The sequence below is a fragment of the Allobosea sp. GW821-FHT03A12 genome, from assembly GCF_058986765.1.
Genome location: NZ_JBYSVZ010000003.1, coordinates 1,315,815 through 1,341,162, shown reverse-complemented (window position 1 = coordinate 1,341,162; position 25,348 = coordinate 1,315,815). Strand labels below are relative to the sequence as shown.

At 67.6% G+C, this 25,348-nt stretch carries 24 protein-coding genes; 14 read left to right on the top strand and 10 right to left on the bottom strand.

Features of this window, described 5'->3' with window-relative positions:
• Positions 1–49: 49 nt before the first annotated feature.
• Complete coding sequence (gene hisS, locus AC3WLC_RS13935) at positions 50–1,618, bottom strand: histidine--tRNA ligase (RefSeq protein ID WP_493684487.1); 1,569 nt, start codon at positions 1,616–1,618, stop codon at positions 50–52.
• A gap of 107 nt (positions 1,619–1,725) precedes the next feature.
• Entirely contained in the window at positions 1,726–2,631 is a 906-nt protein-coding gene (locus AC3WLC_RS13930; protein ID WP_493684486.1) for a LysR family transcriptional regulator, read from the bottom strand.
• 113 nt (positions 2,632–2,744) lie between these two features.
• Here AC3WLC_RS13930 and AC3WLC_RS13925 point away from each other — a divergent pair, with 113 nt between their 5' ends.
• From AC3WLC_RS13925 to AC3WLC_RS13900, 6 genes are all read left to right on the top strand, one after another.
• Positions 2,745–4,181 carry an FAD-binding oxidoreductase gene (locus AC3WLC_RS13925; protein ID WP_493684485.1) on the top strand — a complete coding sequence of 479 codons (1,437 nt, stop codon included), beginning with the start codon at positions 2,745–2,747 and terminating at the stop codon, positions 4,179–4,181.
• A 58-nt stretch (positions 4,182–4,239) separates the two neighbouring features.
• Positions 4,240–4,524, top strand: a complete 285-nt coding sequence (locus AC3WLC_RS13920; RefSeq protein WP_493684484.1) for a GIY-YIG nuclease family protein — start codon at positions 4,240–4,242, stop codon at positions 4,522–4,524.
• A 69-nt stretch (positions 4,525–4,593) separates the two neighbouring features.
• Positions 4,594–5,781, top strand: a complete 1,188-nt coding sequence (locus tag AC3WLC_RS13915) for an FAD-binding protein (RefSeq protein WP_493684558.1) — start codon at positions 4,594–4,596, stop codon at positions 5,779–5,781.
• Complete coding sequence (locus AC3WLC_RS13910) at positions 5,781–6,416, top strand: DUF2585 domain-containing protein (RefSeq protein ID WP_493684483.1); 636 nt, start codon at positions 5,781–5,783, stop codon at positions 6,414–6,416. The genes AC3WLC_RS13915 and AC3WLC_RS13910 overlap by 1 nt, the downstream gene beginning before the upstream one ends.
• 3 nt (positions 6,417–6,419) lie before the next feature.
• A complete protein-coding gene (glcF, locus tag AC3WLC_RS13905) occupies positions 6,420–7,787 on the top strand; it encodes a glycolate oxidase subunit GlcF (RefSeq protein WP_493684482.1) in 1,368 nt (455 codons plus the stop codon).
• 121 nt (positions 7,788–7,908) lie between these two features.
• Positions 7,909–8,838, top strand: a complete 930-nt coding sequence (locus AC3WLC_RS13900) for an SMP-30/gluconolactonase/LRE family protein (protein ID WP_493684481.1) — start codon at positions 7,909–7,911, stop codon at positions 8,836–8,838.
• Positions 8,839–8,841: 3 nt separating this feature from the next.
• Here the strand turns inward: AC3WLC_RS13900 and AC3WLC_RS13895 are convergent, their stop codons facing one another.
• The 5 genes from AC3WLC_RS13895 to AC3WLC_RS13875 all read right to left on the bottom strand — a co-directional run bounded on the left by AC3WLC_RS13895 (position 8,842) and on the right by AC3WLC_RS13875 (position 14,177).
• Positions 8,842–9,909 carry an AbrB family transcriptional regulator gene (locus AC3WLC_RS13895; protein ID WP_493684480.1) on the bottom strand — a complete coding sequence of 356 codons (1,068 nt, stop codon included), beginning with the start codon at positions 9,907–9,909 and terminating at the stop codon, positions 8,842–8,844.
• 102 nt (positions 9,910–10,011) lie between these two features.
• Positions 10,012–11,202 carry a pyridoxal phosphate-dependent aminotransferase gene (locus AC3WLC_RS13890; protein WP_493684479.1) on the bottom strand — a complete coding sequence of 397 codons (1,191 nt, stop codon included), beginning with the start codon at positions 11,200–11,202 and terminating at the stop codon, positions 10,012–10,014.
• A 153-nt stretch (positions 11,203–11,355) separates the two neighbouring features.
• A complete protein-coding gene (gene mscL / locus AC3WLC_RS13885; RefSeq protein ID WP_493684557.1) occupies positions 11,356–11,775 on the bottom strand; it encodes a large conductance mechanosensitive channel protein MscL in 420 nt (139 codons plus the stop codon).
• Positions 11,776–12,006: 231 nt separating this feature from the next.
• Positions 12,007–13,140, bottom strand: a complete 1,134-nt coding sequence (locus AC3WLC_RS13880) for an L-dopachrome tautomerase-related protein (RefSeq protein ID WP_493684478.1) — start codon at positions 13,138–13,140, stop codon at positions 12,007–12,009.
• 23 nt (positions 13,141–13,163) lie between these two features.
• Positions 13,164–14,177 (bottom strand): zinc-binding alcohol dehydrogenase family protein, encoded by a 1,014-nt coding sequence (locus tag AC3WLC_RS13875; protein WP_493684477.1) that lies wholly within the window; start codon positions 14,175–14,177, stop codon positions 13,164–13,166.
• Between the two features lie 96 nt (positions 14,178–14,273).
• Between AC3WLC_RS13875 and AC3WLC_RS13870 the strand changes: the two genes are divergently transcribed.
• Complete coding sequence (locus AC3WLC_RS13870) at positions 14,274–14,630, top strand: winged helix-turn-helix transcriptional regulator (RefSeq protein ID WP_346363346.1); 357 nt, start codon at positions 14,274–14,276, stop codon at positions 14,628–14,630.
• A 78-nt stretch (positions 14,631–14,708) separates the two neighbouring features.
• Positions 14,709–18,284, top strand: coding sequence for a PAS domain-containing hybrid sensor histidine kinase/response regulator (locus AC3WLC_RS13865; RefSeq protein WP_493684476.1), 3,576 nt, complete (start codon positions 14,709–14,711; stop codon positions 18,282–18,284).
• 121 nt (positions 18,285–18,405) lie between these two features.
• Here AC3WLC_RS13865 and AC3WLC_RS13860 read toward each other — a convergent pair whose 3' ends face one another.
• Positions 18,406–18,981 (bottom strand): thioesterase family protein, encoded by a 576-nt coding sequence (locus AC3WLC_RS13860; RefSeq protein WP_493684475.1) that lies wholly within the window; start codon positions 18,979–18,981, stop codon positions 18,406–18,408.
• A gap of 291 nt (positions 18,982–19,272) precedes the next feature.
• On the opposite strand from AC3WLC_RS13860, the gene AC3WLC_RS13855 reads away from it, so the two are divergent.
• The 4 genes from AC3WLC_RS13855 to AC3WLC_RS13840 all read left to right on the top strand — a co-directional run bounded on the left by AC3WLC_RS13855 (position 19,273) and on the right by AC3WLC_RS13840 (position 21,912).
• A complete protein-coding gene (locus tag AC3WLC_RS13855) occupies positions 19,273–19,737 on the top strand; it encodes an Lrp/AsnC family transcriptional regulator (protein ID WP_291677675.1) in 465 nt (154 codons plus the stop codon).
• Positions 19,738–19,811: 74 nt separating this feature from the next.
• Positions 19,812–20,069 (top strand): exodeoxyribonuclease VII small subunit, encoded by a 258-nt coding sequence (locus AC3WLC_RS13850; protein ID WP_057187566.1) that lies wholly within the window; start codon positions 19,812–19,814, stop codon positions 20,067–20,069.
• Between the two features lie 23 nt (positions 20,070–20,092).
• Positions 20,093–21,346 (top strand): YcxB family protein, encoded by a 1,254-nt coding sequence (locus AC3WLC_RS13845; RefSeq protein ID WP_493684474.1) that lies wholly within the window; start codon positions 20,093–20,095, stop codon positions 21,344–21,346.
• The gene (locus AC3WLC_RS13840; protein ID WP_493684473.1) at positions 21,343–21,912 is read left to right on the top strand and encodes a hypothetical protein; all 570 of its coding nucleotides are present in this window, start codon (positions 21,343–21,345) and stop codon (positions 21,910–21,912) included. Before AC3WLC_RS13845 ends, AC3WLC_RS13840 begins: the two co-directional genes overlap by 4 nt.
• A gap of 21 nt (positions 21,913–21,933) precedes the next feature.
• Here AC3WLC_RS13840 and AC3WLC_RS13835 read toward each other — a convergent pair whose 3' ends face one another.
• A complete protein-coding gene (locus AC3WLC_RS13835; RefSeq protein WP_493684472.1) occupies positions 21,934–22,524 on the bottom strand; it encodes a biotin transporter BioY in 591 nt (196 codons plus the stop codon).
• Positions 22,525–22,689: 165 nt separating this feature from the next.
• Entirely contained in the window at positions 22,690–23,358 is a 669-nt protein-coding gene (locus AC3WLC_RS13830; protein ID WP_493684471.1) for a GntR family transcriptional regulator, read from the bottom strand.
• A 111-nt stretch (positions 23,359–23,469) separates the two neighbouring features.
• Here AC3WLC_RS13830 and AC3WLC_RS13825 point away from each other — a divergent pair, with 111 nt between their 5' ends.
• Both AC3WLC_RS13825 and AC3WLC_RS13820 read left to right on the top strand, forming a co-directional pair.
• A complete protein-coding gene (locus AC3WLC_RS13825) occupies positions 23,470–24,390 on the top strand; it encodes a pirin family protein (RefSeq protein WP_493684470.1) in 921 nt (306 codons plus the stop codon).
• A gap of 10 nt (positions 24,391–24,400) precedes the next feature.
• Positions 24,401–25,345 (top strand): DMT family transporter, encoded by a 945-nt coding sequence (locus tag AC3WLC_RS13820; protein ID WP_493684469.1) that lies wholly within the window; start codon positions 24,401–24,403, stop codon positions 25,343–25,345.
• The last annotated feature ends 3 nt before the right edge of the window (positions 25,346–25,348 follow it).

Below are 25,348 nucleotides of genomic sequence, written 5' to 3'. Positions count from 1 at the left end.
CACGGCAGTCAGCGTGGAAGGGGAGCCTTCTCGTCCTGAGATGCTCGGGTCAAGCCCGAGCATGACGCGCTATGACCCGCCTCACCCCCTCCACAAGCTCGCCCACCGGCACGGAGAACTGCGCCTGCGCCTGCCGTTCCTTGTGCTCGGCCGAGTCCTTTACGTCACGGCCCGCCGCAGCGAGTTCGGCGCCGAGGATCAGGTCCTTGATCACCACCGAGCCGGCATCTCGTTCCGAAGAACCTTGAATGACAGCGCAGGCGGCGCCACGGCGGTCAGCGTATTTCATCTGGGCGTTGAAGCCGGACGAGCCGAGATAGAGATCAGCGCGGCACAGCGCCCTGCCCTCCTCATCTTTCGCCTGCCGAAGCTGCGCGACGAAAGCCTGATAGGCCGGCATGAATTCCGGCGACTTGTTGTCCATCGCCGTGACGACGACGAGCGGCAATTCGTTCTTCTGGTCGACGATCGGCGACTTCACCGCCTTGAGCGCCGAATACAGCCGGGAGACACCGATCGAGAAACCGGTCGCCGGCACGGGCTCGGGCCGGAAGCGGCCGACGAGGCCATCATAGCGCCCGCCGCCCGCGACCGAGCCAAAGCGCACGACTTGGCCATCCTCGTTGGTGACCGGGAAGGTCAGCTCCACCTCGTAGACCGGGCCGGTGTAGTATTCGAGGCCGCGGACGATCGACGGGTCGATGATGACCCGGCCGAGATAACCCGCCGCCGTCACCAGTTCCCTGATCTGTTCGAGCTCTTCGATCCCAGCCACGCCGTTCTCGGCGCCTTCGACCAGCTTGCGCAGTTCCGCGACGGCCTCGGCAGAAAGCTGGGCAGATTTGGCGCTGTCGGAAGCGGTCGACTTGCCGAGATCGGCCAGGCGCTGGCCAACGGCGAGATATCGCAGAATGGTGTCGGCCTGCGTCTCGGACAGGCCGGCGCCCCTGGTGAAGTCGCCGCTCTCGTCCTTGCGGCCGTCACGAAGCAGCTTGCGGATCTCGTCGAGCGGGAACTTGTCGGCCTTGTCGATCGCACGCAGCACCGTCAGGCGCGTGCCCTGCTCGATGCCGGCGGCGTCCATCACCCCGTCGAGCACCTTGCGGTTGTTGACCTTGACGACATAGTCGCCGCGCTTGATGCCGAGCTTCTCCATGGTGTCGGCGGCGAGCATGCAGATCTCGGCATCGCCGGCGACCGTGCCACTCCCGACGATGTCGGCGTCGAACTGCATGAACTGGCGGAAGCGGCCCGGGCCCGGCTTCTCGTTGCGGAAGACGTAGCCGACGCGATAGCTGCGATAGGGTTTCGGCAGCGCGTCGAAATTCTCGGCGACATAGCGGGCGAGCGGCGCGGTCAGGTCATAGCGCAGCGAGAGCCATTGCTCGTCATCGTCCTGGAAGGAGAAGACGCCCTCGTTCGGCCGATCCTGGTCGGGCAGGAATTTGCCGAGCGCGTCGGTATACTCGACGAAGGGCGTCTCGACGGGGTCGAAGCCGTAGAGCGAGAAGCTCTCGCGGATCACCGCGAGCATGCGCTCGGTGGCGGCGACATCGGCCGGGCCGCGATCGACGAAACCGCGCGGCTGGCGGGCCTTCAGCTTGGCAGGGGCGGACATGGCTAGATGCTCGGATGCTGGAAACGCTGGAAATCGTTGGACAGCGGGTTAGCCCGCTGAGCCGTCAGGGGCAAGCACGGCAGCGCAATCCGGCTAGACGCGGGCGACTAGAGCGCCAATCCCTCATCCCAGTACGGAGTCGCTCCATAAAGCTCGGCGAGATAGTCGACGAAGGCGCGCACCTTGTGCTCCATGTGCCGGCGGCTCGGATAGACCGCGTAGACCGCAACGCGCTTGCCGACCGAATAGGCCGGCAGCACCCGGGCTAGGGCTCCCGATTTCAGCTCCGGCCCGACATCCCAGGTCGAGCGCAAGGCGATACCGACGCCCGCCAGCAGCGCCTCGCGCACCACCTCGCTGGAATTGGTCCGCAACTGGCCATTGATCTTGACCGTCACCTGGCCCTCCGGCCCGTCGAGGCGCCACTGGTCGGCATTGTGGGCGATGAGCGTATGGCGCGACAGGTCCTCGATCGTCTCAGGGATGCCATGGGCGGAGAGATAGCCCGGCGTCGCGCAGAGCACGCGATGGTTTGGCGCCAGCCGCTTGGCGACCAGGCTGGAATCGCGCAGGTCGGCGATCCGGATAGCCAGATCGAAACCGTCGGCGACGATGTCGACGAAGGTATCGCTCAGGATCAGTTCGACATTCACCGCTGGGTTGCGGTCGAGGAAGGGCTTGAGATGCGGCGCGACATGCATCCGCCCGAACGAGGTCGGCGCCGAGACGCGCAAGGTCCCGCGCGCCTGGCCGGCGCCGCTGGCGACCCAGGCCTCCGCCTCCTCGATCGAGCCGAGGATCGAGACGACCCGCTCGTAGAAGCCCTGCCCCGCCTCGGTCAGCGAGAGCTGGCGCGTCGTGCGCTGGAGCAGGCGCACGCCGAGCCGATCCTCCAGGCGGCGGATGCGCTTGGAGATGACCGCCGGCGAGAGATTGAGCTCGCGCGCCGCCGCGGACATGCTCCTGGCGGTGACGACATGGGCGAAGACGTCGAGGTCGCCGAACCGGTCCATGCGTTACCCGCCTTTTCTCTTTTGGAAACAATCATGCACGTTACTCGCGCTGCGTCCCCTGTGGAAGTATTCTAGAGTCGCGACGGGATCGGAGAGGGCAAGGACTGAATTTCATGAGTGCGATCGCCTTTCCAGTGCCGGATGCCGGCATCCTCGCCCGCCGCGACGCCATCATCGCCGGCCTCAGCCGGCTGGTCGCGCCCGATGCGCTGATCACCTCCGAGGATGAGCGGCGCCCCTATGAGACCGACGCTCTGACTGCCTATCGCCGCATGCCGCTCGCCGTCGTGCTGCCCTCGACCACGCAGGAGGTCGCGGCGGTGCTGCGCTATTGCTCCGAAGCCGGCGTGCCGGTGGTGCCGCGCGGCGCCGGCACCTCGCTCGCCGGCGGCGCGATTCCGCAGGAGGATGCAGTGGTGATCGGCGTCTCCAAGATGAACCGCATCCTGGAGATCGACTACGCCAACCGGGTGGCAAAGGTGCAGGCTGGCGTCACCAACCTCGCCGTCAGCGGCGCCGTCTCGGCCGACGGCTTCTTCTACGCTCCCGACCCGTCCTCGCAGCTCGCCTGCTCGATCGGCGGCAATATCGGTATGAACTCGGGTGGCGCCCATTGCCTGAAATACGGCGTCACCACCAACAACGTCCTCGGCGTCACCCTGGTCATGCTTGACGGCAGCATCGTCGAGATCGGTGGTTCCCATCTCGACACGCCCGGCTACGACCTGCTCGGCCTGATCAACGGCTCCGAGGGCCAGCTCGGCATCGTCACCGAGGCGACGGTGCGTATTCTGCGCCAGGCCGAGGGCGCACGCCCCGTCCTGTTCGGCTTCCCGACCAGCGTCGAGGCCGGCGCAGCCGTCGCCGCGATCATCGGCGCAGGCATCATTCCGGTGGCGATGGAGTTCATGGACAAGCCGGCGATCGAGATCTGCGAGGCCTTCGCCCATGCCGGCTATCCGATGGATTGCGGCGCGCTGCTGATCATCGAGGTCGAGGGCTCGGAGGCCGAGATGGACGCGCAGCTCGCCCGCATCGTCGCGATCGCCCGGGAGCACGGCGTCGGCACGGTCAAGGAGAGCAAGTCGGCGATGGAGACGGCGGCGATCTGGAAGGGCCGCAAGTCCGCCTTCGGCGCGACCGGCCGCATCGCCGACTATATCTGCATGGATGGGACGATCCCGACCGGCCAGCTTCCATTCGTGCTCGAGCGCATGGACGAGATCATCAAGGGCTATGGCCTGCGCGTCGCCAATGTCTTCCATGCCGGCGACGGCAACCTCCACCCGCTGATCCTCTACAACTGCAACGACCCGGTCGAGGCGCAGAAGGCGGAGGATGCCGGCAACGACATCCTCAAGCTCTGCGTCGAGGTCGGTGGCTGCCTGACCGGAGAACACGGCGTCGGCATCGAGAAGCGCGACCTGATGACCGTGCAGTTCAACGAGGCCGATCTGCACCAGCAGCAGCGGGTCAGGGCGGTGTTCGATCCACGCTGGCTGATGAACCCGGCCAAGGTGTTCCCGCTGGAAGGGCGTGTGGCGGCGTGAGCTTTGTCATTCCGGGGCTCGCGCAGCGAGAACCCGGAACCCACGACCGGGTGAGCGGATGGCGTATTTCGTCTACCTCATGGCCAGCAAACGAAGCGGTACGCTTTACCTCGGCATCACCAACGATCTGGCGAGGCGTGCCCATGAGCACAAATCGAAACGGAACATCGGATTCACGAGCCGCTACGGGGTAGACAGGCTGGTCTGGTACGAAGAGTTCGAGGATGTCAGGGATGCGATCGACCGGGAGAAGGTCCTGAAGAAGTGGCGCAGAGCCTGGAAGATCAAGCTCATCGAAGACATGAATCCGGAATGGAAGGATTTCTATGAAGGGCTGTCCTGACCGGCGATACCCAGTCGTGGGTTCCGGGTTCTTCGCGATGCGAAGCCCCGGAATGACAGCGGGGGGCGCCTGATGCTCCACACCCCCACCACAGAGGCGCAGGCCTGCGCCGTCGTCGCCTCGATCATCGAAGCGCGCGTTCCGCTTGCCATCCGCGGCGGTGGCACCCGCTCCGGCCTCGGCCGGCCGGACAATGCCGTCAGCACCATCTCCAGCGCCGGCCTCGCCGGCATCACCCTCTACGAGCCCTCCGAGATGGTGATCGGCGCCAAGGCCGGCACGCCGCTGAAGCTGATCGAGGAGACGCTGGCGAACCGCGGCCAGATGCTGCCCTTCGAGCCGATGGACCATCGCGCCTTGTTCGGCAGCGAGGGCGAGCCGACGATCGGCGCGATCGCGGCCGGCAACATCTCCGGCCCGCGCCGGATCAATGCCGGCGCCGCCCGCGACTCGCTGATCGGCATCAAACTGATCAATGGCCGCGGCGAGCTGGTGAAGTCGGGTGGACGCGTGATGAAGAACGTCACCGGTCTCGACCTGGTCAAGCTCGTTTCCGGCAGCTTCGGCACGCTCGGCTTCCTGACCGAGGTGACCTTCCGCGTGCTGCCGCGGCCGGAGCGCATCGTCACGCTGATCTGGGAGGATCTCGCCGACGAGGCGGCGGTGGCGCTGCTTTCGGGGGCGCTCGGCTCGCCCTTCGAACCGATGGCGGCGGCGCATCTGCCGGCGGGGGTTGGCGCGGAACAGGCGCGCACTTTGCTCAGGCTGGAGAACTTTTCCGCTTCGATCAGCTATCGCGCCGCCGAGCTAGCGCGCCTGCTCAAGGGCTACGGCCGGCCCGAGCTGATCGAGGGCCGCGCCTCGGACGCACTCTGGCGCGAGGTGCGCGATGCTGCCTTCTTCGCCGGTACCCGGGAAGCCGTCTGGCGGCTCTCGCTCGCGCCGACGAACGGGCCGAAGGCGACCGCCGCGATCGCGCGCGCTGTGCCCGGCGCGCGCTGGTTCTATGATTGGGGCGGCGGCCTCATCTGGCTCGCTGTGCCGGCCGAGGGCGATGCCGGTGCCAGGGCGATCCGCGCGGCGCTGAAGCCGCTCGGTGGCCACGCGACGCTGGTGCGAGCGCCCGATGCGGTGCGGGCGGCCATTCCCGTCTTCGAGCCGCTCTCCGAGCCGCTGATGCGGGTGACGGCGGGCATCAAGAAGAGCTTCGATCCGGAGGGGGTGTTCGAGCCCGGCCGGATGTATGCGGGGATCTGATGGCGCTCGCTGAACCGCATTCCTCCGGCGCGTCCCCGGCGCGCGCGAACTGGGCACCTGGTCGCCTTGGTCCCGTCGCCATCGCCGTGCTGGCTGCGCTGCTGACGGCGGGCGCGGCCGCGATCCTGCTCTGGATGGGTCGTGAGCCGATCTGCAAATGCGGCACGATCAAGCTCTGGCAGGGCACGGTAATGTCCTCCGAGAACTCCCAGCACATTGCCGACTGGTACACCTTCTCCCACATCATCCACGGCTTCCTGTTCTACGGCCTGTTCTGGCTGATCAGGCGCGTTACCGGCCTGCCGATCTCCATCGGTCTCGCGCTGCTGCTCGCCATCATCATGGAGAGTGCCTGGGAGATCACCGAGAACACCGACGCAGTCATCAACCACTATCGCTCGGCTACGATCTCGCTCGACTATTACGGCGACAGCGTCCTGAACTCGGTCAGCGACATCCTCGCCATGGCGCTCGGTTTCCTGTTCGCCCGGTTCGCGCCGGTCTGGATCACCGTGACAGCGGCGCTGGCGATGGAACTCATCGTCGGCTGGCTGATCCGCGACAACCTCACCCTCAACGTCATCATGCTGCTCTGGCCGATGGACTGGATCAAAGCCTGGCAGGGCGGAGCCTGAGCGATGCAGACCAATTTCACACCCGAACTCCTCGCCTCCGACCCGCGTCTTCCGGCCTCCGAGAAGATCCTGCGCACCTGCGTGCATTGCGGCTTCTGCACCGCGACCTGCCCGACCTATCTGCTGCTCGGCGACGAGCTCGATTCGCCGCGCGGGCGCATCTACCAGATCAAGGACATGCTGGAGAGCGGCAAGCCGGCGACGCCGGACGTGGTCAAGCATGTCGACCGCTGCCTGTCCTGCCTGTCCTGCATGACGACCTGCCCCTCCGGCGTGCACTACATGCACCTGGTCGACCATGCCCGCGCCCATATCGAGGAGACCTATGAGCGGCCCGTCGCCGACCGGACGCTGCGGCGTATCCTCTCGGCGATCTTGCCCTATCCCGGCCGCTTCCGCCTGGCCATGCTGGCGGCCCGCCTCGGCAAACCATTGGCCGGAGCGCTCGGCGCGCTGCCTGTCGTTGGCGCGCGCCTCAAAGCGATGCTGTCGCTGGCGCCCTGGAGCCTGCCCGATCGCTCTTCGATGGAGGGGCCGGCCTCCTTCCCGGCTGAAGGAGAGCGGCGCAGGCGCGTCGCCATCCTCTCCGGCTGCGCCCAGCCGGTGCTCGACCCCGGCATCAACGAGGCGACGATCCGCCTGCTCACCCGCCATGGCGTCGAGGTGGTGCTGCCCAAGGGCGAGGGCTGCTGCGGCGCGCTCGTCCACCATATGGGCCGCGAGCATGACGCGCTCGCTTTCGCCCGCGCCAATATCGACGCCTGGATGGCCGAGATCGAGGGAGAAGGGCTCGACGCCATCCTGATCACGGCGTCGGGCTGCGGCACCACGATCAAGGACTACGGCTTCATGTTCCGCGACGATGCGGCCTATGCGCAGAAGGCGGCGAAGGTCGCGGATCTCGCCAAGGACGTGACCGAGTTCATCGAGACGCTGGAGATCGCGCCGGTCCGGAGTTTCGATCTCACCGTCGCCTATCACTCGGCCTGCTCGATGCAGCACGGCCAGCAGCTCAAGGACGGACCCAAGCGCCTGCTGGCGCGCGCCGGCTTCCGGGTGAAGGAGGTGCCGGAGGGTCATATCTGCTGCGGCTCGGCTGGCGTCTACAACATCCTCCAGCCGGAGATCGCAGGGCAGTTGCGCGAGCGCAAGGTCGGCAACATCCAGAGGACCAAGCCCGACCTCGTCGCCACCGGCAATATCGGCTGCATCACCCAGATCGCGAAAGGCTTCGCCGATCGCGGCGCGACGACGCCGATCCTGCACACGGCCGAACTGCTCGACTGGGCGACCGGCGGCCCGCTGCCTGGAAGGCTGGCGAAGGCCGGGATCGAGGAGGCTATTCCGGCCGGCGTCGTCGCGGCCGAATGACCAACAGCGTCATGCTCGGCCCGATCCGAGGATGACGCCCGGGCATGCGGCCCCTGTGCCTCGTGCGATTGCCTCCACAGCCATGATCGCCGATCCTCCCGCTCCGCCAGGGAGGACAGGCATGACGTTCGGCTTCATCGAGGGTTTTCGCGTCGAGGTGCTCGACCCGCGCTTCCACCGGATCGTGCCCGGTTCGGCCCGGATGGAGCGGCTATGGACCGGAGCGCGCTGGTCGGAAGGACCGGCCTGGTTCCCGGCGCACCAGACGCTGGTCTGGTCGGACATCCCGAACAACCGCATGCTGCGCTACGACGCCCTCACCGGCCAGGTCGGCACCTTCCGCCAGCCGGCGCGTAATTCGAACGGCAACACGGTCGATCGGCAAGGCCGGCTCGTCACCTGCGAGCATGGCGGGCGGCAGGTGACGCGGACCGAGCATGACGGCTCGGTCACCGTGCTGGCGAGCCACTATCAGGGCAAGCGCCTGAACTCGCCCAACGACGTGGTGGTGAAGTCTGACGACTCGATCTGGTTCACCGACCCCGATTACGGCATCCTGACCGATTACGAGGGCGACAAGGCCGAGAGCGAGATCGGGCGCTGCAATGTCTATCGCATCGATCCGCAGAGCGGCGCGGTGACGATCGTCGCCGACGATTTCGTCAAGCCGAACGGGCTCGCCTTCTCGCCAGACGAAAGCGCGCTCTATATCGCCGACACCGGTGCGAGCCATGATCCGGAGAACGGACCGCGCCATATCCGCAAATTCGCGGTGACCGGCGACGGCGGCAAGCTCGGCGCCTCGTCGGTCTTCGCGACCTGCACGGCCGGGCTCTTCGACGGCTTCCGCTTCGATGTCGCCGGCCGACTCTGGAGCAGCGCCGCCGACGGTATCCATGTCTACGACCCGGACGGCACGCTGATCGGCAAGGTGCTGGTGCCGGAGGTGGTCGCCAATCTCTGCTTCGGCGGACCGAAGCGGAACCGGCTGTTCATCTGCGGGACCACCTCGCTTTATTCGCTGATGACCCACACCAACGGCGTCGGCTGAGCGTCAGTCGCCGAGCGGCTTCTCCGGCTTCACCCAGCCGACGAGGAAGGGCATCAGCAGCCCGAGCAGCATGAAGCGCACCAGATGGTGCGCTCCGACATAGAGCGGGTCGAGCCCCATGGCGAAGGCGAGCATCGCCATCGCCTCGAGCCCGCCCGGCGCGAAGGCGGCCATGGCACTGGCATAGGGCACGCCGGCAAGCCAGGCCGCCGGCCAGGCGAAGGCGAAGGCGACCGCCATCGAGACGACGAAGCCGCCGATCGCCAGCGGAAACAGCGCCGCGATCTCGCCCCGCTTCAGGTTCGAGACGCGCCCGCCCATGGCGGCGCCGAGCATGATCATCACCGCGATCGCGATCTCCGGCGGCATGGTGCCGTGGACGAGGCCGGTGCCGTGCAGCACGGCGCTCGCCAGGGTCGCGCCGAGGATGAAGGGCGCGGTGATCCCGATCCGCTCGAAGATCAGCCCGGTGACCAGTCCGCTGCCGAGCAGCAGCGCCATGTCGCCGACGCTCGCGATCACGACAGGCGGCGGCAGGCCGAGCGGTCCACCGCTGCTCAGCTTCATGATGCTGGGCAGCACCGCGACCAGGACGAGGATGCGGAAGAGCTGGATCGCGGCGATGCGGCCGATATTGGCGCCTTTGTCCTGCGCCACCGAGATCACCGCCGAGAGCGCGCCGGGCGCGGCCGCGAGCAGCGAATCGATCCAGCTCCAGCGCGCGACGAAACGCAGATAGGCCCCCGTCGCCAGCATGATCGCGAGGAGGCCGACCACGAGGATCAGCAGCGAGCCGGGATAGCGCGCCGTCGCCGCGAGCGCCTCGGGCGTCGCAGCCGAGCCGATCAGCGCGCCGGACATCACCATGGTCGAGTCGAACCAGGGGCGGCGCAGATCCGGCAGCGGCCGGGTGATGCCGAGGATCGAGACCACCAGCATAGAACCGGAGAGCCAGGCCGCCGGGACACCAAGCAGCGTGAAAAGCGTGCCGCCGACCGCCGCGCAGGCGATCACCGCCGCTTCACGCGACAAGGTGCGCAGATGATAGGGGACGTAGCTCGGGACAGGCATGAGGCTCGCGATGCGCCGTCAGGACGCATCGGGCATCAATGAAGGCGGCTGACGCTCAGGTCAAACGCCCCGTGTGCAAGCGGGCTATGACCCCCGGCGATGTCAGCCCGCCAGTGCCTTCTGGAGCCGCGCCACGGCCTCATGCAAGTCTGACGCCTTGCGGGCGAAGCAGAAGCGCAGGCCGGTCTCGCCGCCGGGTCCGAAGGCGGTGCCGGGCGCCAGTCCGACATTCGCCGTGTCGACCAGCTCGATCGCCAGTTTGCGGGAATCGGTCCAGCCGTCGACGCTGAAGAACTGGTAGAAGGCGCCGTCCGGCGCCTGCAGATTGACGCGGTTGGTCGCCTTCAAGCCCTCGGCGACGATGCGGCGTCCTTCGGTGGCGCGGGCGATCTGCTCGGCGACGAAGGGCTCACCGTCCTCCAGCGCCGCGATGGCGGCGCGCTGCACGAAGACCGGCGAGCCTGAGGTCGAATACTGGATCAGGTTCTCGATGATCTGGCCGAAGGCCGGCGGCACCTCGATCCAGCCGACGCGCCAGCCGGTCATCGCCCAGTTCTTCGAGAAGGTCTGGACGAAGAGGACACGGTCCTCCTGCTCCATCACGTCGTGGAAGGAGGCGGCGCGGGCTGAGCCGTCATAGACGAAACGGGCATAGATCTCGTCGGCGATGATCCAGATGCCGTATTTGCGGGCGATCGCCAGGATCGCGGCAAGCTCGTCGCGCGTCGCGGTCCAGCCGGTCGGGTTCGCCGGCGAGTTGATGACGAAGGCGCGGGTGCGCGGCGAGATCGCCGCTTCGAGCTTCTGAAGGTCGAGCGTGAAGCGCCCGTCCTTGAACTCCATCGGCACGCAGACCGGATTGGCGCCGGCGACGCCCATGGCGGCGGCGAAATTCGGCCAGGCGGGGGTCGGGATGATCAGTTCGTCGCCGACGCCCGCGATCAGCCTGACCGCGATCTGGACCGACTGCATGCCGGAGCCGGTGACATAGAAGCGGTCCATGTTGAAGGGGCGGCCATAGAGCGCGGTGTGATAGCGCGCCAGCGCCTCGCGCAGCTCAGGGATGCCGCGCTGCCAGGTGTAGAAGGTCTCGCCCTCGGCCAGCGACTTGTTGGCAGCGCGGACGATGAACTCCGGCGTCGGCAGATCGCCCTCGCCAACCCAGAGCGGGATCAGCCCGGGCTTGAGCCGGCCGTGGTTGACGACCTCGACGATACCGCTCTCGGGGGCGTTGCGCGCCTCGGGGCGCAGGTCGGCGATCAGGCTGGTGCCGGCCGGTGCGTGCATGTTCATGGGCGATCCTTCGGGCGTTCCGTCACGGAAAACATGCACGCCAATCTAATGCAGAAAGCGTCGCGGCGGCATGAAATGACGAGATCGACCCGATCGGTCGCGGTGATGGATCGCGGGGCGCGTCCGAAGGCTCGGTGCGTCCCGCGAAGCCGGTCAGGCCTGGCGCTGCTTCAGCAGGTCGCGGATTTCGCTGAGCAGGGCGATGTCCTGCGGCGGAGCGACCGGCTCGGCCGGCTTGGCAGCTTCCTTGCGGCGGAGGGTGTTGATGCCCTTGACGACCAGGAACAGCACGAAGGCGATGATCAGGAAGTTGACCGCAATAGTGAGGAAGTTGCCATAAGCGAGGACGGCGCCCTGCTTCTTGGCATCGACGAGGACCGGCGAATTGACGGCCTTGTTGAGGCCGAGGAAATAGTTGGAGAAGTCGACACTGCCGATCGCGCCGATCAGCGGCATGATGATGTCGCCGACGAGCGATTCGACGATTCTGCCGAAGGCTGCGCCGATGATCACGCCGATGGCGAGATCGACGACGTTACCCTTCAGTGCGAATTCCTTGAATTCCTTGAGCATGGAGCGCCTTTCCGAATGCTTGACCAGTCTTCGGCACCGCGCTGCGCAATGCCGCCCCCGCGCGCAGGCTAGACCAGCCGCACCAGCAGTGGAAACAGCTTTCCGGCCGCTTTCCTCGGTCTTTCCCACGGAAAAGGCGGATTCCGCCCCCGGATCATCCAGTTTGCGAAGATCAGGCGACGGCGAACGCTGCGGCAACAGTCCTGGCCCTGCCGCAGCACCCGCCCCCGTTCAGTGCCCGATCCGGCCGGGCGCCAGAGGCTTGAAACGGAAGATGTAATACGGCGCCTTGTTCAGGGCCTTGCCGTCGTTGAACAGGGCGGCCTGCGGAAGCTGCGCGGCCGAAACATACATGAAACCGTCAGGCGAATAGCTGACGCCGTCGGGCCAGCTCAGCCCCTCATGCGTCGCGAAGCGCCGGTACTGGCGACCATCGGCGGGGATGACGCCGACCGCCTTCGCCTCGACCTCGGTCAGATAGAGATTGCCCCTGGCGTCGAGCGAGAAGCCGCCATTGTTCGGCTTGGCAGCATAGCGCTCGACCTTGGCGCCGAGCTCGGCATCGCCAAGCCTCTCGTCGATCAGATCGGCGATGCGCAGGCGATAGACGCTGGTGCCGCTGAGCGGAGCGTAATAGAGCCAGCGGAAGTCCTTGTCCGCGGCGATGCCGTCGGCACCGACCTTGATCACGGCCGGCTTGCCGTCCTTGCCCGGCACGGTCAGGTCCTTGCCGTCGACCGTGATCGGCCGGTCTTCCGGCCTGGTGGTGGCATGCCCCTGCAGCACGCGGCGGGCCGCGCCGGTGTCCATGTCGACGATCACCAGCGCCGCCTTGCTGCCGTCGCCGCCCGGGCCGACGCCCTCGTCGGCGATGTAGAACTTGCGGTTCTTGAGATCGACGACGAAGTCGTTGTGCTGCGATTCCGGCAGCGAGGCCGGGGCCGGGATATAGTAGATCCGGTGCAGCCGGTTGCGCTTGCTGTCCCAGCCGACGAGCTTTGGCATCAGCGGCGTGCGTTGCCCCATGTCCATCAGCCAGATGATGCCGTTCTCGTCGCCGCGCAGGCCGAGCACGCTGTCGAGATAGCGGTCGGTGCCCGGCCGCGGCGTGTTCCAGCTCGCATCCGGGAACGGCTTGAAGGATTTGCGGTCCGGGTTGAGCTCGGCCACCCGGATATCCGGCGAAAAGAACGGATGGTGGCTGAAGATCACCCGCTTGTCCGGCGTGAAGGTGATGTTGCCGACCGCCTGGGGCAGCTCGGCGAAGATCTCCGCCTTCACCGGCTCGGCGGCCTTCTGGGCTCGCGCGCCGTGAGGAGCCGCGAGGAATCCGGCCGCGATTGCGGCCGTGACGATGATGCGCATGGTTCACCCTCCCCTTTTGGTTGTCAGAAGCCTTCGAGAACGATCTTGCCCTTGGCCTTGCCGCTTTCGAGCAAGGCATGGGCGCGCCGGAGATTGGCCGCGTCGATCCGGCCGAAATGCTCGCCGAGCGTGGTCCGGAGCTTGCCGGCGTCGACCATGGCGCTGACCTCGTTCAGCAATTCGTGCTGCTTGATCATGTCCGCTGTGCCAAAGAGCGAGCGTGTGAACATCAGCTCCCAATGCAGCGAGACGCTCTTGCGCTTCAGCTTCGTCACGTCGATCGGCGCGGGATCGTCGATCAGGCCGAAGCGGCCTTGCGGCGCGATCAGCTCGACGATCTCGTCGAAATGCCGGTCGGTCTGCGTGGTCGAAAAGACGAAGGCCGGCGCGCCGATGCCGAGCGCGGCGACCTGGGCGGCGAGCGGCTTGGTGTGATCGACGACATGGTCGGCGCCGAGCTCCCTGACCCAGCCTTCCGTCTCCGGCCGCGAGGCGGTCGCGATCACCGTGACGCCACTGAGCCGTTTGGCGAGTTGGATCGCGATCGAGCCGACGCCACCGGCGCCACCGACGATCAGCAGCGCATTCGCCGCGCCCGGCACCGGCCTGCGGATGTCTATCCGATCGAACAGCGCCTCCCAGGCGGTGATCGCGGTCAGCGGCAGCGCCGCCGCCTCCGCGACCGAGAGCGAAGCCGGCCGGCGCCCGACGATGCGCTCGTCGACAAGGTGGTACTCAGCGTTCGTTCCGGAGCGGCCGATGGCGCCGGCGTAGAAGACCTTATCGCCGGACTTGAACAGCGTGGCGTCGGAACCGACCGCCTCGACGACGCCCGCCGCGTCCCAGCCAAGGACCTTCACGCCGCCCGGCTCGGGTTGCGAGCGCAGGCGCATCTTGGTGTCGACCGGATTGACCGAGACCGCCTCGACCCTGACGAGCAGGTCGCGGCCGGAGGCAGTCGGCTTGTCGAGCGTGAGATCGAGCAGCGCCTCGGGGTGCTCGATCGGGTGGGATGCGCGGAAGCCAACGGCCTTCATCGGAATATCTCCTGTTGAAGGCCAGGAAATACAGTTATGCTCGTAAGCTGCAATACGCACAAATCGGACCAGTAGTATCACAATGGATACTGTCGGATGCTGAAGACCAAGAAGCGCTATGACTGTGCCGCCGGCTGCCCGGTGGAGGCGACGCTCGACCTGATCGACGGCAAGTGGAAGGGCGTGATCATCTACCACCTGCTCTCCGGCACGCTGCGCTTCAATGAGATCCGCCGGAAGCTGCCGAGTGCGACGCAGCGCATGCTGACCCGGCAATTGCGCGAGCTGGAGGAAAGCGGGCTCGTCCTGCGCACGGTCTATGCGCAGGTTCCGCCACGCGTGGATTACGCGCTCACCGAGGAAGGCCGCTCGCTCGAAGCGATCGTCCGCGCCATGCATGCCTGGGGCGAGCGCCGGCTGGAGCGGCTGAAGCAGGTTCAGGCAGCCGCCTGAGGACAGGCCGAAAGGCCGATGGCGGCGGCGGCGCTGCGGCGATAGATTTGCCGGCGATCGCCGTTGCAAGGAGGTGGGATGCTCCCAGCCTGGTCCGTCGTCCTGAGCGCGCTCGGCTATCTCTGCGTGCTGTTCGCGATCGCCCATCTCGCGGACACCGCCGGGCGTCGCCTGATGAGCGGGCGGGCGCGCACGACGATCTATGCGCTGGCGCTCGGGGTCTACTGCACCTCCTGGACCTTCTACGGCTCGGTCGGCTTCGCCAACCGGGCGGGCTTCGACTTCCTCGGCATCTATGTCGGCCCGGCGCTGGTGATCGGGCTCGGGCACCGCTTCGTCGCCCGCATCGTCGCCATCGCCAAGTCGCAGAATATCACCTCGATCGCCGACTTCGTCGGGGCGCGCTACGGCAAGAGCGAGCGCGTCGCGGCGCTGGTCTGCATCGTCGCGGTGGTCGGCGCCCTGCCCTATATCGCCCTGCAGTTGAAGGCGGTGGCGAACTCGCTCTCGGTGTTCTTCGCCGCGGCCGGCGGACCGCCGCCGATGACCGACATACCCGTGCTGAGCGACCTTGCCTTCCTGGTCGCGCTGGTGCTCGCCGGCTTCGCCTGCGCCTTCGGCACCCGCCATATCGACGCGACAGAGCACCAGGACGGGCTGGTGCTGGCGATCGCGGCCGAGTCGCTCGTCAAGCTCGTCGCCTTCCTGGCGCTCGGCGTCTTCGTCGTCTACGGCCTGTTCGACGGCGCCGGCGACCTCTTCGCCCAGGCGGCGCGGGCCGCCGGCGATATGCCGCCGATCTGGGAGCGGACATCGAGCTGGCCGATGTTCCTGACGCTGACGGCGCTGTCCTCCTGCGCCGCGCTCCTGCTGGCGCGGCAGTTCCACATGGCGATCGTCGAGAACCGCGACGTCCGCGATGTGCGCCGCGCCGCCTGGATGTTCCCGCTCTATCTCGTGCTGATCAACCTGTTCGTGCTGCCGCTGGCGGCGGCGGGCGAGGTCCTGCTGCCCGGCACGGCGATCGACCGCGACATGACCGTGCTGCTGCTACCGCTGGAGAAGCAGGCCGGCCTGATCGCCCTCTTCGTCTTCATCGGCGGGCTCTCGGCCGGCACCGCGATGGTGATCGTCGCCTCGGTCGCCCTGGCGATCATGATCTCGAACCATCTCGTCACGCCGCTGTTGCTGCGCGGGCGCGGCGTCAGCGTCGATCCCGAGCGCGCCGCGGCATTGATCGAGGGCGGCGAAGGCCGCAGTGGTCCAACCGGCGGCGATCTCGGCTCGCAGGTGGTGCACATCAGGCGGCTCGCCATCGTCGCGGTGATCCTGCTCGGCTACGCCTATTACCGCGCCGCAGGTGAGGCCGCGCTGGTCTCGATCGGCCTGCTCTCCTTCGCCGCGACGGCGCAGATCGCGCCGGCCTTCTTCGGCGGGCTGATCTGGCGGCGCGGGACATCGCTCGGCGCGGCAGCCGGCCTGTCGGCGGGCCTGCTGACCTGGCTCTACACCTTGCTGATACCGAGCCTTGCGCTGCCGGGCGGCTATTGGGCCGAGATCGTGGAGCACGGTCCACTCGGCATCAGCGCCCTGCGGCCGGAGGCGCTGTTCGGTCTGTCGCTGCCGGCCCTGCCGCATGGCGTGCTCTGGAGCCTCGGCATCAACCTCGCCTGCTATCTCGGCTTCTCCATGCTGCGGCCGGCGAGCGCGATGGAGCGGCTGCAGGCCAATGCCTTCGTTGAATCGGACCGGGCGACCATGGCCCAGTCCTTCTCGCTCTGGCGCTCGAGCGTCACCGAAGCGGAGCTGCAATCGACGATCGGCCGCTATCTCGGCCAGGAACGGACGCAGCGCGCCTTCGAGGGCTTCGCCCATTCGCGCGGCGAAGTGTTGAACGGGACGCGCGAGGCCGACATCCACATGCTGCGCTTCGGCGAGCACCTGCTCTCCTCCGCGATCGGCGCCGCCTCCTCCCGGCTCGTGCTGTCGCTGCTGCTGAAGCGCCGCAACCTCTCGACCGAGGCCGCCTTCAAGCTGCTCGACGACGCCTCGGCGGCGCTGCAATACAATCGCGACATCCTTCAGAACGGCCTCGACCATGCCGGCCAGGGCATCACCGTGCTCGACCGCGACCTCAGGCTGCTCGCCTGGAACAAGGCCTTCATCCAGCTCTACGACCTGCCGCCCTCGCTAGTGCGCTTCGGCACCGGGCTCGACGAGATCGTGCGCTACAACGCCCAGCGCGGCGCCTACGGCGCCGGCCGGCACGACGAGTTGATGGCGGCGCGGCTGGAGAGCTTCGTCAATGACCGCGAGCCGGTCCGGCTCAAGCTCTACCCCTCGAAGAACGTGATCGAGATCCGCTCGAACCCGCTGCCCGATGGCGGCATCGTCACCACGTATACCGACATCACCGATGCGGTCGCGGCCGAGGAGGAGCTTGAGCGCACCAACGAGACGCTGGAAAAGCGCGTCGCCGAGCGCACCGAGGAGATCAGGCACGTCAACACCGAACTGCAGCGCGCGAAGGCCGAGGCCGACGAGGCCAACGCCTCGAAGACGCGCTTCCTCGCCGCCGCCAGCCACGACATCCTGCAGCCGCTGAACGCCGCTCGGCTTTACGCATCGGCCCTGGTCGAGCGCGATCGCGCCGGCGCGCAGCCCGACCTCGCCGAGAACATCGACGCCTCGCTCGACGCGGTCGAGGAGATCCTGACCGCCCTGCTCGAAATCTCCAGGCTCGACGGCGGCGCGCTCAAGCCGGAGATCAGCGCCTTCCGGCTCGACGAGTTGATGCGCCAGCTCCAGCGCGAATTCGAGCCGAGCGCCCAGGAAAAGGGGCTCCAGCTCATCTTCGTTACGACGGCAGTGACCGTCCGCTCCGACCGGCGCCTGCTGCGCCGCCTGCTCCAGAACCTCGTCTCGAACGCGATCAAGTACACCCCGAACGGCAAGGTGCTGGTCGGCTGCCGTCGGCGCGACGGGCAGGTCGCGATCGAGGTGCTCGACACCGGGCTCGGCATCCCCGCGAGCAAGCAGAAGACGGTGTTCCGCGAATTCCAGCGGCTCGACCAGGGCGCCAAGGTGGCGCGCGGCCTCGGCCTCGGCCTCTCCATCGTCGAGCGGATCGCGCGCACGCTCGACCACAAGCTCGCCCTCGCCTCGACTCCGGGACGCGGCACGCGCTTCTCGATCCTGGTGCCGCGCGCCGCCCCCCTGCCGGCGATGGCGACGACGGCGGCGGCACGCAGCACTCCCTCCAGCAGCCAGCTCGCGGGCTTGAAACTGCTCGCCATCGACAATGAGCCGGCGATCCTCGACGGGATGCGGCTCCTGCTGGGCGGCTGGGGCTGCAAGGTCGAGACCGCGGCCGACCTCGATGAGGCGTCCTCCATCATCGCCGCCGGCGGCGCGCCGGACGTGCTGATCGCCGACTATCATCTCGACCATGGCGAGAACGGCATCGCGCTGATCTCGGCGCTGCGGCAGCAGGTCGGCGGCCTGCCGGCGATCCTCTTGACGGCGGACCGCTCGCCCGAAGTGCGCGAAGAGGCCGGGGCGCTCGACATCCATGTGCTGAACAAGCCACTGAAACCGGGGGCGCTACGGGCGCTGCTGGCGCAATGGCGCGCGACCAGGCTGGCGGCGGAGTAGGGAGACGCGTCATGCTCGGGCTTGACCCGAGCATCTCGAGCCGGAGGAGGCCCCGGCCAGCGCCTCCTGGTCATGAGATTCTCGGGCCTGCGCTTCGCTCCGCCCGAGAATGACGCTGGCTTTACGGCTCTGCAGCCCCCTGCCCCGCCGCCCCGGCCTGCCGCAGCGCATCCTCGGCAGCAAGGAAAGCCGCGACCTCAGAACTCGGCTCCGGGCTTTCCGCGATGACGCCCATCTCGGCGAACAGCCGCGCCGCCGGCACATAGGCCTTGCCCTTGCGGTCGTAGAGCGCCGCCCGCACCAGCGCGACCGCAGCGACGATCTCCTGTCCGTCACGTCCATCAGCGAGAATGCGGTGCTGGATCACGACCCAGCCCTCGCTCCAGCACAGCAGCCGCGTCTCCAACCTGAGCGCCCGGAACAGGCGGAGCTCGCGGCGAAAGCGGATCGTGCCGCAATTGACCACCGGCACCCAGCCATGACGCAGGATCGCCCGCCACAGGCCGCTGCGCAGCATCAGGTCGGCGCGGCCGAGATCCATCAGCCCCCAATAGCGCGCATTGTTCATGTGCAGGCTGGTGTCGAGATCGTGGAACCAGACCCGGAAGGGCAGGACCGAGGCCTCGAAAGGCGGCTTCAGCTTCGGCTGGAAGGGCCGCGTCAGCAACAGCCAGATCAGGCGGAACCAGAGATTCATGGCAGTGTCCCGAAGAAGATAGTTTAGTTGTAAACATTTTTGCGCGTGCGACCAGAGCCGCTTGGCGGACGCCCTCGACCGCAAGCCTCTACGCGTCGATCACGACTGGAAAAATCCGGATGCTGCGCTGCACGATCCTGCGGCCCAGGGCGCCGCGGCAGCGCCGCCATGCGGGCGAAGCGGACCTGCGCGCAAGATCATGCTTGCCAAACGCGCTTTTTGCGCAGAAGCATCTGCGCTCTCCGGCGGCAGCCTTGAGGCCGCGCCGGCCCACGGGACGACGCTCCAGCGATGCAGATCGAACTCGATTCCCGCGACAGGACGATCCTGCGCATCCTCCAGAAGGATGGCCGGATCACCAATTCGGACCTGGCCGACAAGGTCCACCTCTCGCCCTCGGCCTGCCTGCGCCGCGTGCGCCAGCTCGAGGAGAGCGGGCTGATCCGCGGCTATGTGATGATGCTCGATGAGCGCATCGCCGGCTTCCCCGGCACCGCCTTCGTCTTCGTCACGCTCGACCAGCAGGGCCGCGCCTCGCTGGAGAGCTTCGAGAAGGCAGTGCAGGACCTGCCCGAGATCCTCGAATGCCATCTGCTCGCGGGCGCACACGACTACCTGATGCGGGTGATCTACCGCGACAGCGCCGATTTCGAGCGCATCCACACCGACATCATCACGCAATTGCCAGGCGTCACCCGGGTGCAGTCGACGCTGACGCTGCGCACCATCAAGAAGACGTCGTCACTGCCGATGTGATCCGCGATGTGAGCGCCGGGGTTGCGAGAGCCGGCCTCAGAGCCGATAACGGCCGCCGAACAGGAATCACTCCCGTGACCGACGCCAAGACCAATGCCGATGTCGCCGGCCTGCCCTTCGAGGCGGCCCTGAAGGAGCTGGAAGGCATCGTCGCCCGGCTCGAACGCGGCGATGTCGCGCTCGAAGAATCGATCGACATCTACACCCGCGGCGAAGCGTTGAAGGCGCGCTGCGATGCGCTGCTGAAGCAGGCCGAGGCGCGCATCGAGAAGATCACCCTCGGCGCCGACGGCAAGCCGACCGGCACCCAGCCGCTCGACGTCGGGAACTAGGAGCGCAGCCGGCGCGCCGCGGGATGCGGACCACGCCTTCCATAGCGAGCCGGCCGCTCACACCCCCGCCGCCGCTCGACCTTGCGATCTCGCTCACCGGCGAGGACCGCGTCGCCGGCGCGATGCATCTCTATCGCGACCTGATCGCGACGCGGCGGCGCAACGTCCTGATCTTCACCGGCATCGCGCTGCTGCTGATCGTGGTCGGACAGCTCTCGACCTCCTGGGGCGGCCGCGGCCGCGGCGACTTCGCCCTGATGGGGCGCAATTTTCTCGACTCGCTCGCCGGCCCGACCGGCATTCTGCTGGCAACCTTCGCTCTGGCGGGCGGCATCGCCTGCGCCTTCTTCGGCGCCTCCACGCGCCATCGCCTGCGACGCTGGTATCGGAACGAGGGCCTGGACGCTCCGACGCCATGCAGCCATCGCCTGCATGAAGCGGGGCTCGACAGCAGCGAGCCCCACCATCGAAGCCATATCCCGGCCTGGCGCCTGCGCCGGCTAGCCGAGGGCCCCGAGCACCTCTTCATCGAGATCGACGGCGCCGACGAGCTCATCGCCCTGCCGAAGCGCGATCTCTCGTCCGAACAGCAGGCGCAGCTGCAGGATTGGGCGCGGTTTTGTGTCGGCCAGCCCAAGCTGTCGGACGCCACCCCATCGGAGCAATTGGCGGCGCTCCCGGCTGACGGAGTCCATCTCGATCTGCGCTTCCATCTGACACCCGAGGATCGCACGGCCGCGATCATTCGCCAGCAGGAGCGGTTCTGGCCGCGGAGCCGCCTGCTGCGCCGGACGGCGTTCGGTCTGTTTTTCGCCGTGCTGCTGGTGCCGGTGGTGATGCTGATCCTGTGGAGCATCGATCCCGATCGCGTGCCGTTCGAATTCGCCCTGCCGCTCTTCGCCGAGATGGCAGTCAAGACATTCTGGCCGATCACAACCGGGCTCTGCGGCCTCATTCTGCTCGGCCACGTCGCGGCGCCGCTGTTCATGCGCCTCAACGCCAGAAGCATCGCCAAGACCCTGCACCAGCGGGTGAGCGACGACGAGGTCCGGGTCCTGATCTCGGCCGGGGGCGTCACGGGGCGGCAGCACGGCCTCGAGAACAGCTATGACTGGGCGGCGTTCACTGGCATCGAGCGGCGCGGCGGGCACATCTTCGCCATCCTGCGCCGCGGCGATCCACTGCTGCTGCCGGCGCGCGTCCTCAATTCCGACCAGATGCAGCTCTTCGATCGGCTGGCGGCAACGCATATCGGCCGCTCCGGAGAGACCGCATGACCGGACGCCGCGATATCGCGCTTTGCATCGCCCTGCTCGGCGGCGCGTTGCTGGCCGGCCCCGCGGGCGCCGAGCCCCTGCCACTGCCGGATGGCCTCATGCTCGACCTGCCGCAGGGCTGGCGGGTCGACGGCGCCGTCGAGGGCGAAACCGGAAAAGATGGGCGCACCCGCATTCAACTCGTCTGCGAAACGCCGGCCTGCAAGCGGACGCAGGAGACCTGCACGATCCTGATGCGGCCTCAGCCCGTCGCCGGCGCAGATGACGCCGCCCGGCTCACCTCGCTCTATACTGCACCGATGGACCGCTATTTCCGCATCCGCGCGGTCTTACGCAGCACCAGCAAGGACGCGCAGGTGCTGCAGCCACTGGAGCGCGTATCACTAGGGACGCGCGACTGGTGGATGATCGAGACCGACGCCCGCCACAACTACAAATCCGGGCTGTTCGCCGAGACCGTGATCGACGGGCGCTATCTCGGCATGATCTGCAAGACCTGCGAGACCGGCAGCGAGCGCCATCAGGCCGGCCGTGCCATCATGGCGAGCGTCAGGCCGGCGGACTGAGCGCCGCCAGCCTGCTCCAAATCACGCCTGCTCGGTCTTGTTCGTGCGGCGCGCGAGCGCCGTCAGGATCGCTGCCCCCAGGCCCGACTTGACCAGCGAGCCAAGCAGGAACGGCACGACGCCGGCGAGCATCGCCTTCTCCGGCCCGATCAGCTTCGCGAGCCAGAGGCCACCGAGGGCCAGGCAGAGCGCGTGGCCGAGCAGCATCGCGGTGAAGGCGAAAGCCGGCCGGCTGCCGTTCCAGCCGCGCTCGGCCAGCCAGCCGACCAGGACAGCGACGAACGGGAAGGAGGCGAGATAGCCAGCAGTCGGGCCCATGAAGGGCGCCAAGCCGCCGCTTCCGTTGGCGAGCACCGGCAGGCCGAGCGCCGCCTCACCGAGCCAGGCGAGAACGGTGAGCGCGCCGAGCCGCCAGCCATAGAGCGCACCGATCAGCATCACCGCGAGCGTCTGCATCGTCATCGGCACCGGCAGCATCGGCACGCTGATCTGCGAGGCGATCGCCAGCACCAGTGTGCCGAGCAGGACGGCGGCAGCCTTGATATGGGCCGGGCGCGCCTGCAGGCCGAGCGGGCTGAATCGGGTCGGCGTGGCGTAGCTGAGGTCGCTCATGGTTCTGTCTCCGTCGGTTCCAGAATTATAGATAATTTTGAGACTTGATCTATCTTAGAGTCCACAGGCACGCCGGGATTGCAAGTGCGCCCTGCACGATCACGCGTGAGCGCATCGCCGCACAGATGCGCCGGAACCATGCTCGCTGACCAACTGGCCTTGGGTTCAGCCCTGGATCGCGAACACGTCCCGCATGCCGCCGGCAGCCGTGCGTACCGGCTTGGAGCCGATCCACTGGACATGGCGGGCGAGGATCGCCGCAGCCTCGTCGACCTGGCCGGCGCGCAGCGCCGAGAGGATGGCGCGATGGTCGTGATCGGTGCGCGCCTCCCAGTCCGAGCGCCAGGCCGAGAACAGGAAGCGGGCGCTGGCGGCGTGGAGATCATCGATCGCCGCGAGCAAACGCGGCATGGCGCAGGGCGTGACGATCAGGCGATGGAAGCGCCGATTCGCCTCCTCCCAGGCGCGGACATCCGGCGAATTGTCACCGGCGCGGGTGGCTTCCTCGGCCTCGTCGAGGATCGCGCGCGTCAAATGCGGGCCGGCATGGCGCAGCGCCAGCACCTCCAGCGCCGCGCGCATCTCGGCGACCTCGCGGACCTCGCGCAGGTCGAAGGCGGCGACGCGCACGCCGCGGCGCGGCTCGCTGACCGCAAGTCCCTGCGCCTCCAGCCGCTGGAAGGCCTCGCGCACCGGAACATGGCTGGCGCCGAACTCGGCCGCGACATGGTCCTGCCGCAGCCGGGCCCCCGGCTCGATCTGCCCGGAGATGATCCGCTCGGCAAGGACGCGGCTGATGCGGACCGGCAAGGTCTCTGATTTTTCGCTGGCCATGAATTATCGATAATTTCTTCCATGCGTCGCGTCGAGGCCGCTGCGGCCGGTCGTGCTCTTGCCGTACACAGCATCCGGGGCCAGTCTCGCCTCCTCACAGGAGGACATCGCATGTCGCAACTGCCCGATCATGACCCGGTCGCGGGCGATACCCGCTCCTGCGAAGCGCTCGAACAGGTTATCGTGCCGCGCGCGCATGATCTCGGCGGCTTCTCGGTCCGCCGGGCCCTGCCGTCGATCGGCCGCAAGATGGTCGGCCCCTTCATCTTCTTCGACCAGATGGGCCCGGCCGAGTTCCTGCTCGGCGAGGGTATCGATGTGCGCCCGCATCCGCATATCGGGCTGTCCACCGTCACCTATCTCTTCGACGGCGAGATCATGCATCGCGATTCGCTCGGCACGGCGCTGCCGATCCGCCCCGGCGCGGTCAACCTGATGACGGCCGGGCGCGGCATCGTCCATTCCGAGCGGACCGCGCCGGAAGAGCGGATGAAGGCGCCCAAGCTCTACGGCATCCAGACCTGGCTCGCCTTGCCGAAGACGCACGAGGAAGTCGCGCCGGAATTCATCCACCATGCAGCGCCCGAGCTGCCGCGCATCGTCGGCGAGGGCAAGCGCGTCAGCCTGATCATGGGCTCGGTCTTCGGCGAGACCTCGCCGGTGAAATTCCCCTGGGACACGCTCTATGCCGAGGCGGTGCTGGCGCCGGGTGCGATCCTGCCGCTCGATCCCGACTATCACGAGCGCGCCGTCTACATCGTCTCCGGCAAGATCGACATCGCCGGCGACGAGTTCGGCGCCGGCCAGCTGCTGATCTTCAAGCCGGGCGACCGGATCTCGATCCTCGGCATCGACCAGAGCCGGCTGATGCTGATCGGCGGCGAGCCGATGGACGGGCCGCGCCATATCTGGTGGAATTTCGTGTCGTCCTCGAAGGAACGGATCGACCAGGCCAAACAGGAGTGGAAGACCGGCCGCTTCGACACCGTCCCCGGTGACGAGGAGGAGTTCATCCCGCTGCCGGAGCGCTGAGCGCACCGACATGCCCGCCGAATCTCCCGATAGCCCCTCCGGCACCACGCCGGATGCGACGGATGGCGCGCGCTCCTCGCGCAAGCGGCTGATCGGCTTTCTCTGGGCGGCGCTGACGGTCTCGATCTTCGCCGGCTGGTTCGTGGTCACGCGCTTCAGCGTCACCCGCATGCTCAATGTCTGGGACCTGACCGCGCTGCGCTACGGCATCGGCGCGATCCTGCTGGCATCGGTCCTGCTGCGCGGCCTGCCGCCGCGCGCCTGGCGCAACGGCTTCGTCTTCAGCGTCCTCTGGGGCGCGCCCTTCGCGGCCCTGGTCGCGCTCGGCGTGCAGATGACCTCGGCCGGGCGCGCGGCCTCGGTGACGCCGACCCTGATGCCGGTCTTCGCCGGACTGCTCGGCTGGCTGCTGCTGCGCCAGCCGCCCGGCAAGATCCGGCTCGTCGGATATGCCGCCATCGCCGCGGGGCTCTGCGGGCTGATCGCTACGGCCTCCAGCGTCGGGGCTGCGCCGAGCCTGCTCGGGCTCGGCTTCCTGGCGCTGGCAGCGGCAATGTGGGCGGGCTACACGCTGCTCCTGCGCGGCAGCGGCCTCAACCCGATGCAGTCGGCGGCGCTGATCTGCTTCTGGTCGGGCGTGATCTTCGTTCCCCTCTATCTCGTCCTCGGCATCGGCAATCTCGGGCAGGCTCCGATAGCCGAGATCGCAGTCCAGGGCTTCTATCAGGGCGTGCTGATGAGCATCGTCGCGCTGATCAGCTTCAACCGCGCCGTGACGCTGCTCGGCGCCTCGGCTGCCGCGGCGATGATCGCGCTGGTGCCGGTCATCGCCTCGCTGCTCGCCATCGCCTTCCTCAGCGAAGTTCCGACGGTGGCGGAGGGTATCTCGATAGCGTTCATCGTCGCCGGCGTGCTGCTGGCGACGCGGCCGGCGCCGGCCTCTGGCCGCGGTTGAACT

Bases quoted from the DNA above. Each gene is read 5' to 3' on its own strand.
- AC3WLC_RS13865 (WP_493684476.1), top strand. From the start codon at position 14,709: ATGCTCCCAGCCTGGTCCGTCGTCCTGAGCGCGCTCGGCTATCTCTGC.
- glcF (WP_493684482.1), top strand. From the start codon at position 6,420: ATGCAGACCAATTTCACACCCGAACTCCTCGCCTCCGACCCGCGTCTT.
- hisS (WP_493684487.1), bottom strand. From the start codon at position 1,618: ATGTCCGCCCCTGCCAAGCTGAAGGCCCGCCAGCCGCGCGGTTTCGTC.
- AC3WLC_RS13895 (WP_493684480.1), bottom strand. From the start codon at position 9,909: ATGCCTGTCCCGAGCTACGTCCCCTATCATCTGCGCACCTTGTCGCGT.
- AC3WLC_RS13845 (WP_493684474.1), top strand. From the start codon at position 20,093: ATGCGGACCACGCCTTCCATAGCGAGCCGGCCGCTCACACCCCCGCCG.
- AC3WLC_RS13860 (WP_493684475.1), bottom strand. From the start codon at position 18,981: ATGAATCTCTGGTTCCGCCTGATCTGGCTGTTGCTGACGCGGCCCTTC.
- AC3WLC_RS13825 (WP_493684470.1), top strand. From the start codon at position 23,470: ATGTCGCAACTGCCCGATCATGACCCGGTCGCGGGCGATACCCGCTCC.
- AC3WLC_RS13920 (WP_493684484.1), top strand. From the start codon at position 4,240: ATGGCGTATTTCGTCTACCTCATGGCCAGCAAACGAAGCGGTACGCTT.
- AC3WLC_RS13820 (WP_493684469.1), top strand. From the start codon at position 24,401: ATGCCCGCCGAATCTCCCGATAGCCCCTCCGGCACCACGCCGGATGCG.
- AC3WLC_RS13830 (WP_493684471.1), bottom strand. From the start codon at position 23,358: ATGGCCAGCGAAAAATCAGAGACCTTGCCGGTCCGCATCAGCCGCGTC.
- AC3WLC_RS13870 (WP_346363346.1), top strand. From the start codon at position 14,274: ATGCTGAAGACCAAGAAGCGCTATGACTGTGCCGCCGGCTGCCCGGTG.
- AC3WLC_RS13930 (WP_493684486.1), bottom strand. From the start codon at position 2,631: ATGGACCGGTTCGGCGACCTCGACGTCTTCGCCCATGTCGTCACCGCC.
- AC3WLC_RS13840 (WP_493684473.1), top strand. From the start codon at position 21,343: ATGACCGGACGCCGCGATATCGCGCTTTGCATCGCCCTGCTCGGCGGC.
- AC3WLC_RS13880 (WP_493684478.1), bottom strand. From the start codon at position 13,140: ATGCGCATCATCGTCACGGCCGCAATCGCGGCCGGATTCCTCGCGGCT.
- AC3WLC_RS13910 (WP_493684483.1), top strand. From the start codon at position 5,781: ATGGCGCTCGCTGAACCGCATTCCTCCGGCGCGTCCCCGGCGCGCGCG.
- AC3WLC_RS13855 (WP_291677675.1), top strand. From the start codon at position 19,273: ATGCAGATCGAACTCGATTCCCGCGACAGGACGATCCTGCGCATCCTC.
- AC3WLC_RS13925 (WP_493684485.1), top strand. From the start codon at position 2,745: ATGAGTGCGATCGCCTTTCCAGTGCCGGATGCCGGCATCCTCGCCCGC.
- AC3WLC_RS13900 (WP_493684481.1), top strand. From the start codon at position 7,909: ATGACGTTCGGCTTCATCGAGGGTTTTCGCGTCGAGGTGCTCGACCCG.
- AC3WLC_RS13890 (WP_493684479.1), bottom strand. From the start codon at position 11,202: ATGAACATGCACGCACCGGCCGGCACCAGCCTGATCGCCGACCTGCGC.
- mscL (WP_493684557.1), bottom strand. From the start codon at position 11,775: ATGCTCAAGGAATTCAAGGAATTCGCACTGAAGGGTAACGTCGTCGAT.
- AC3WLC_RS13835 (WP_493684472.1), bottom strand. From the start codon at position 22,524: ATGAGCGACCTCAGCTACGCCACGCCGACCCGATTCAGCCCGCTCGGC.
- AC3WLC_RS13875 (WP_493684477.1), bottom strand. From the start codon at position 14,177: ATGAAGGCCGTTGGCTTCCGCGCATCCCACCCGATCGAGCACCCCGAG.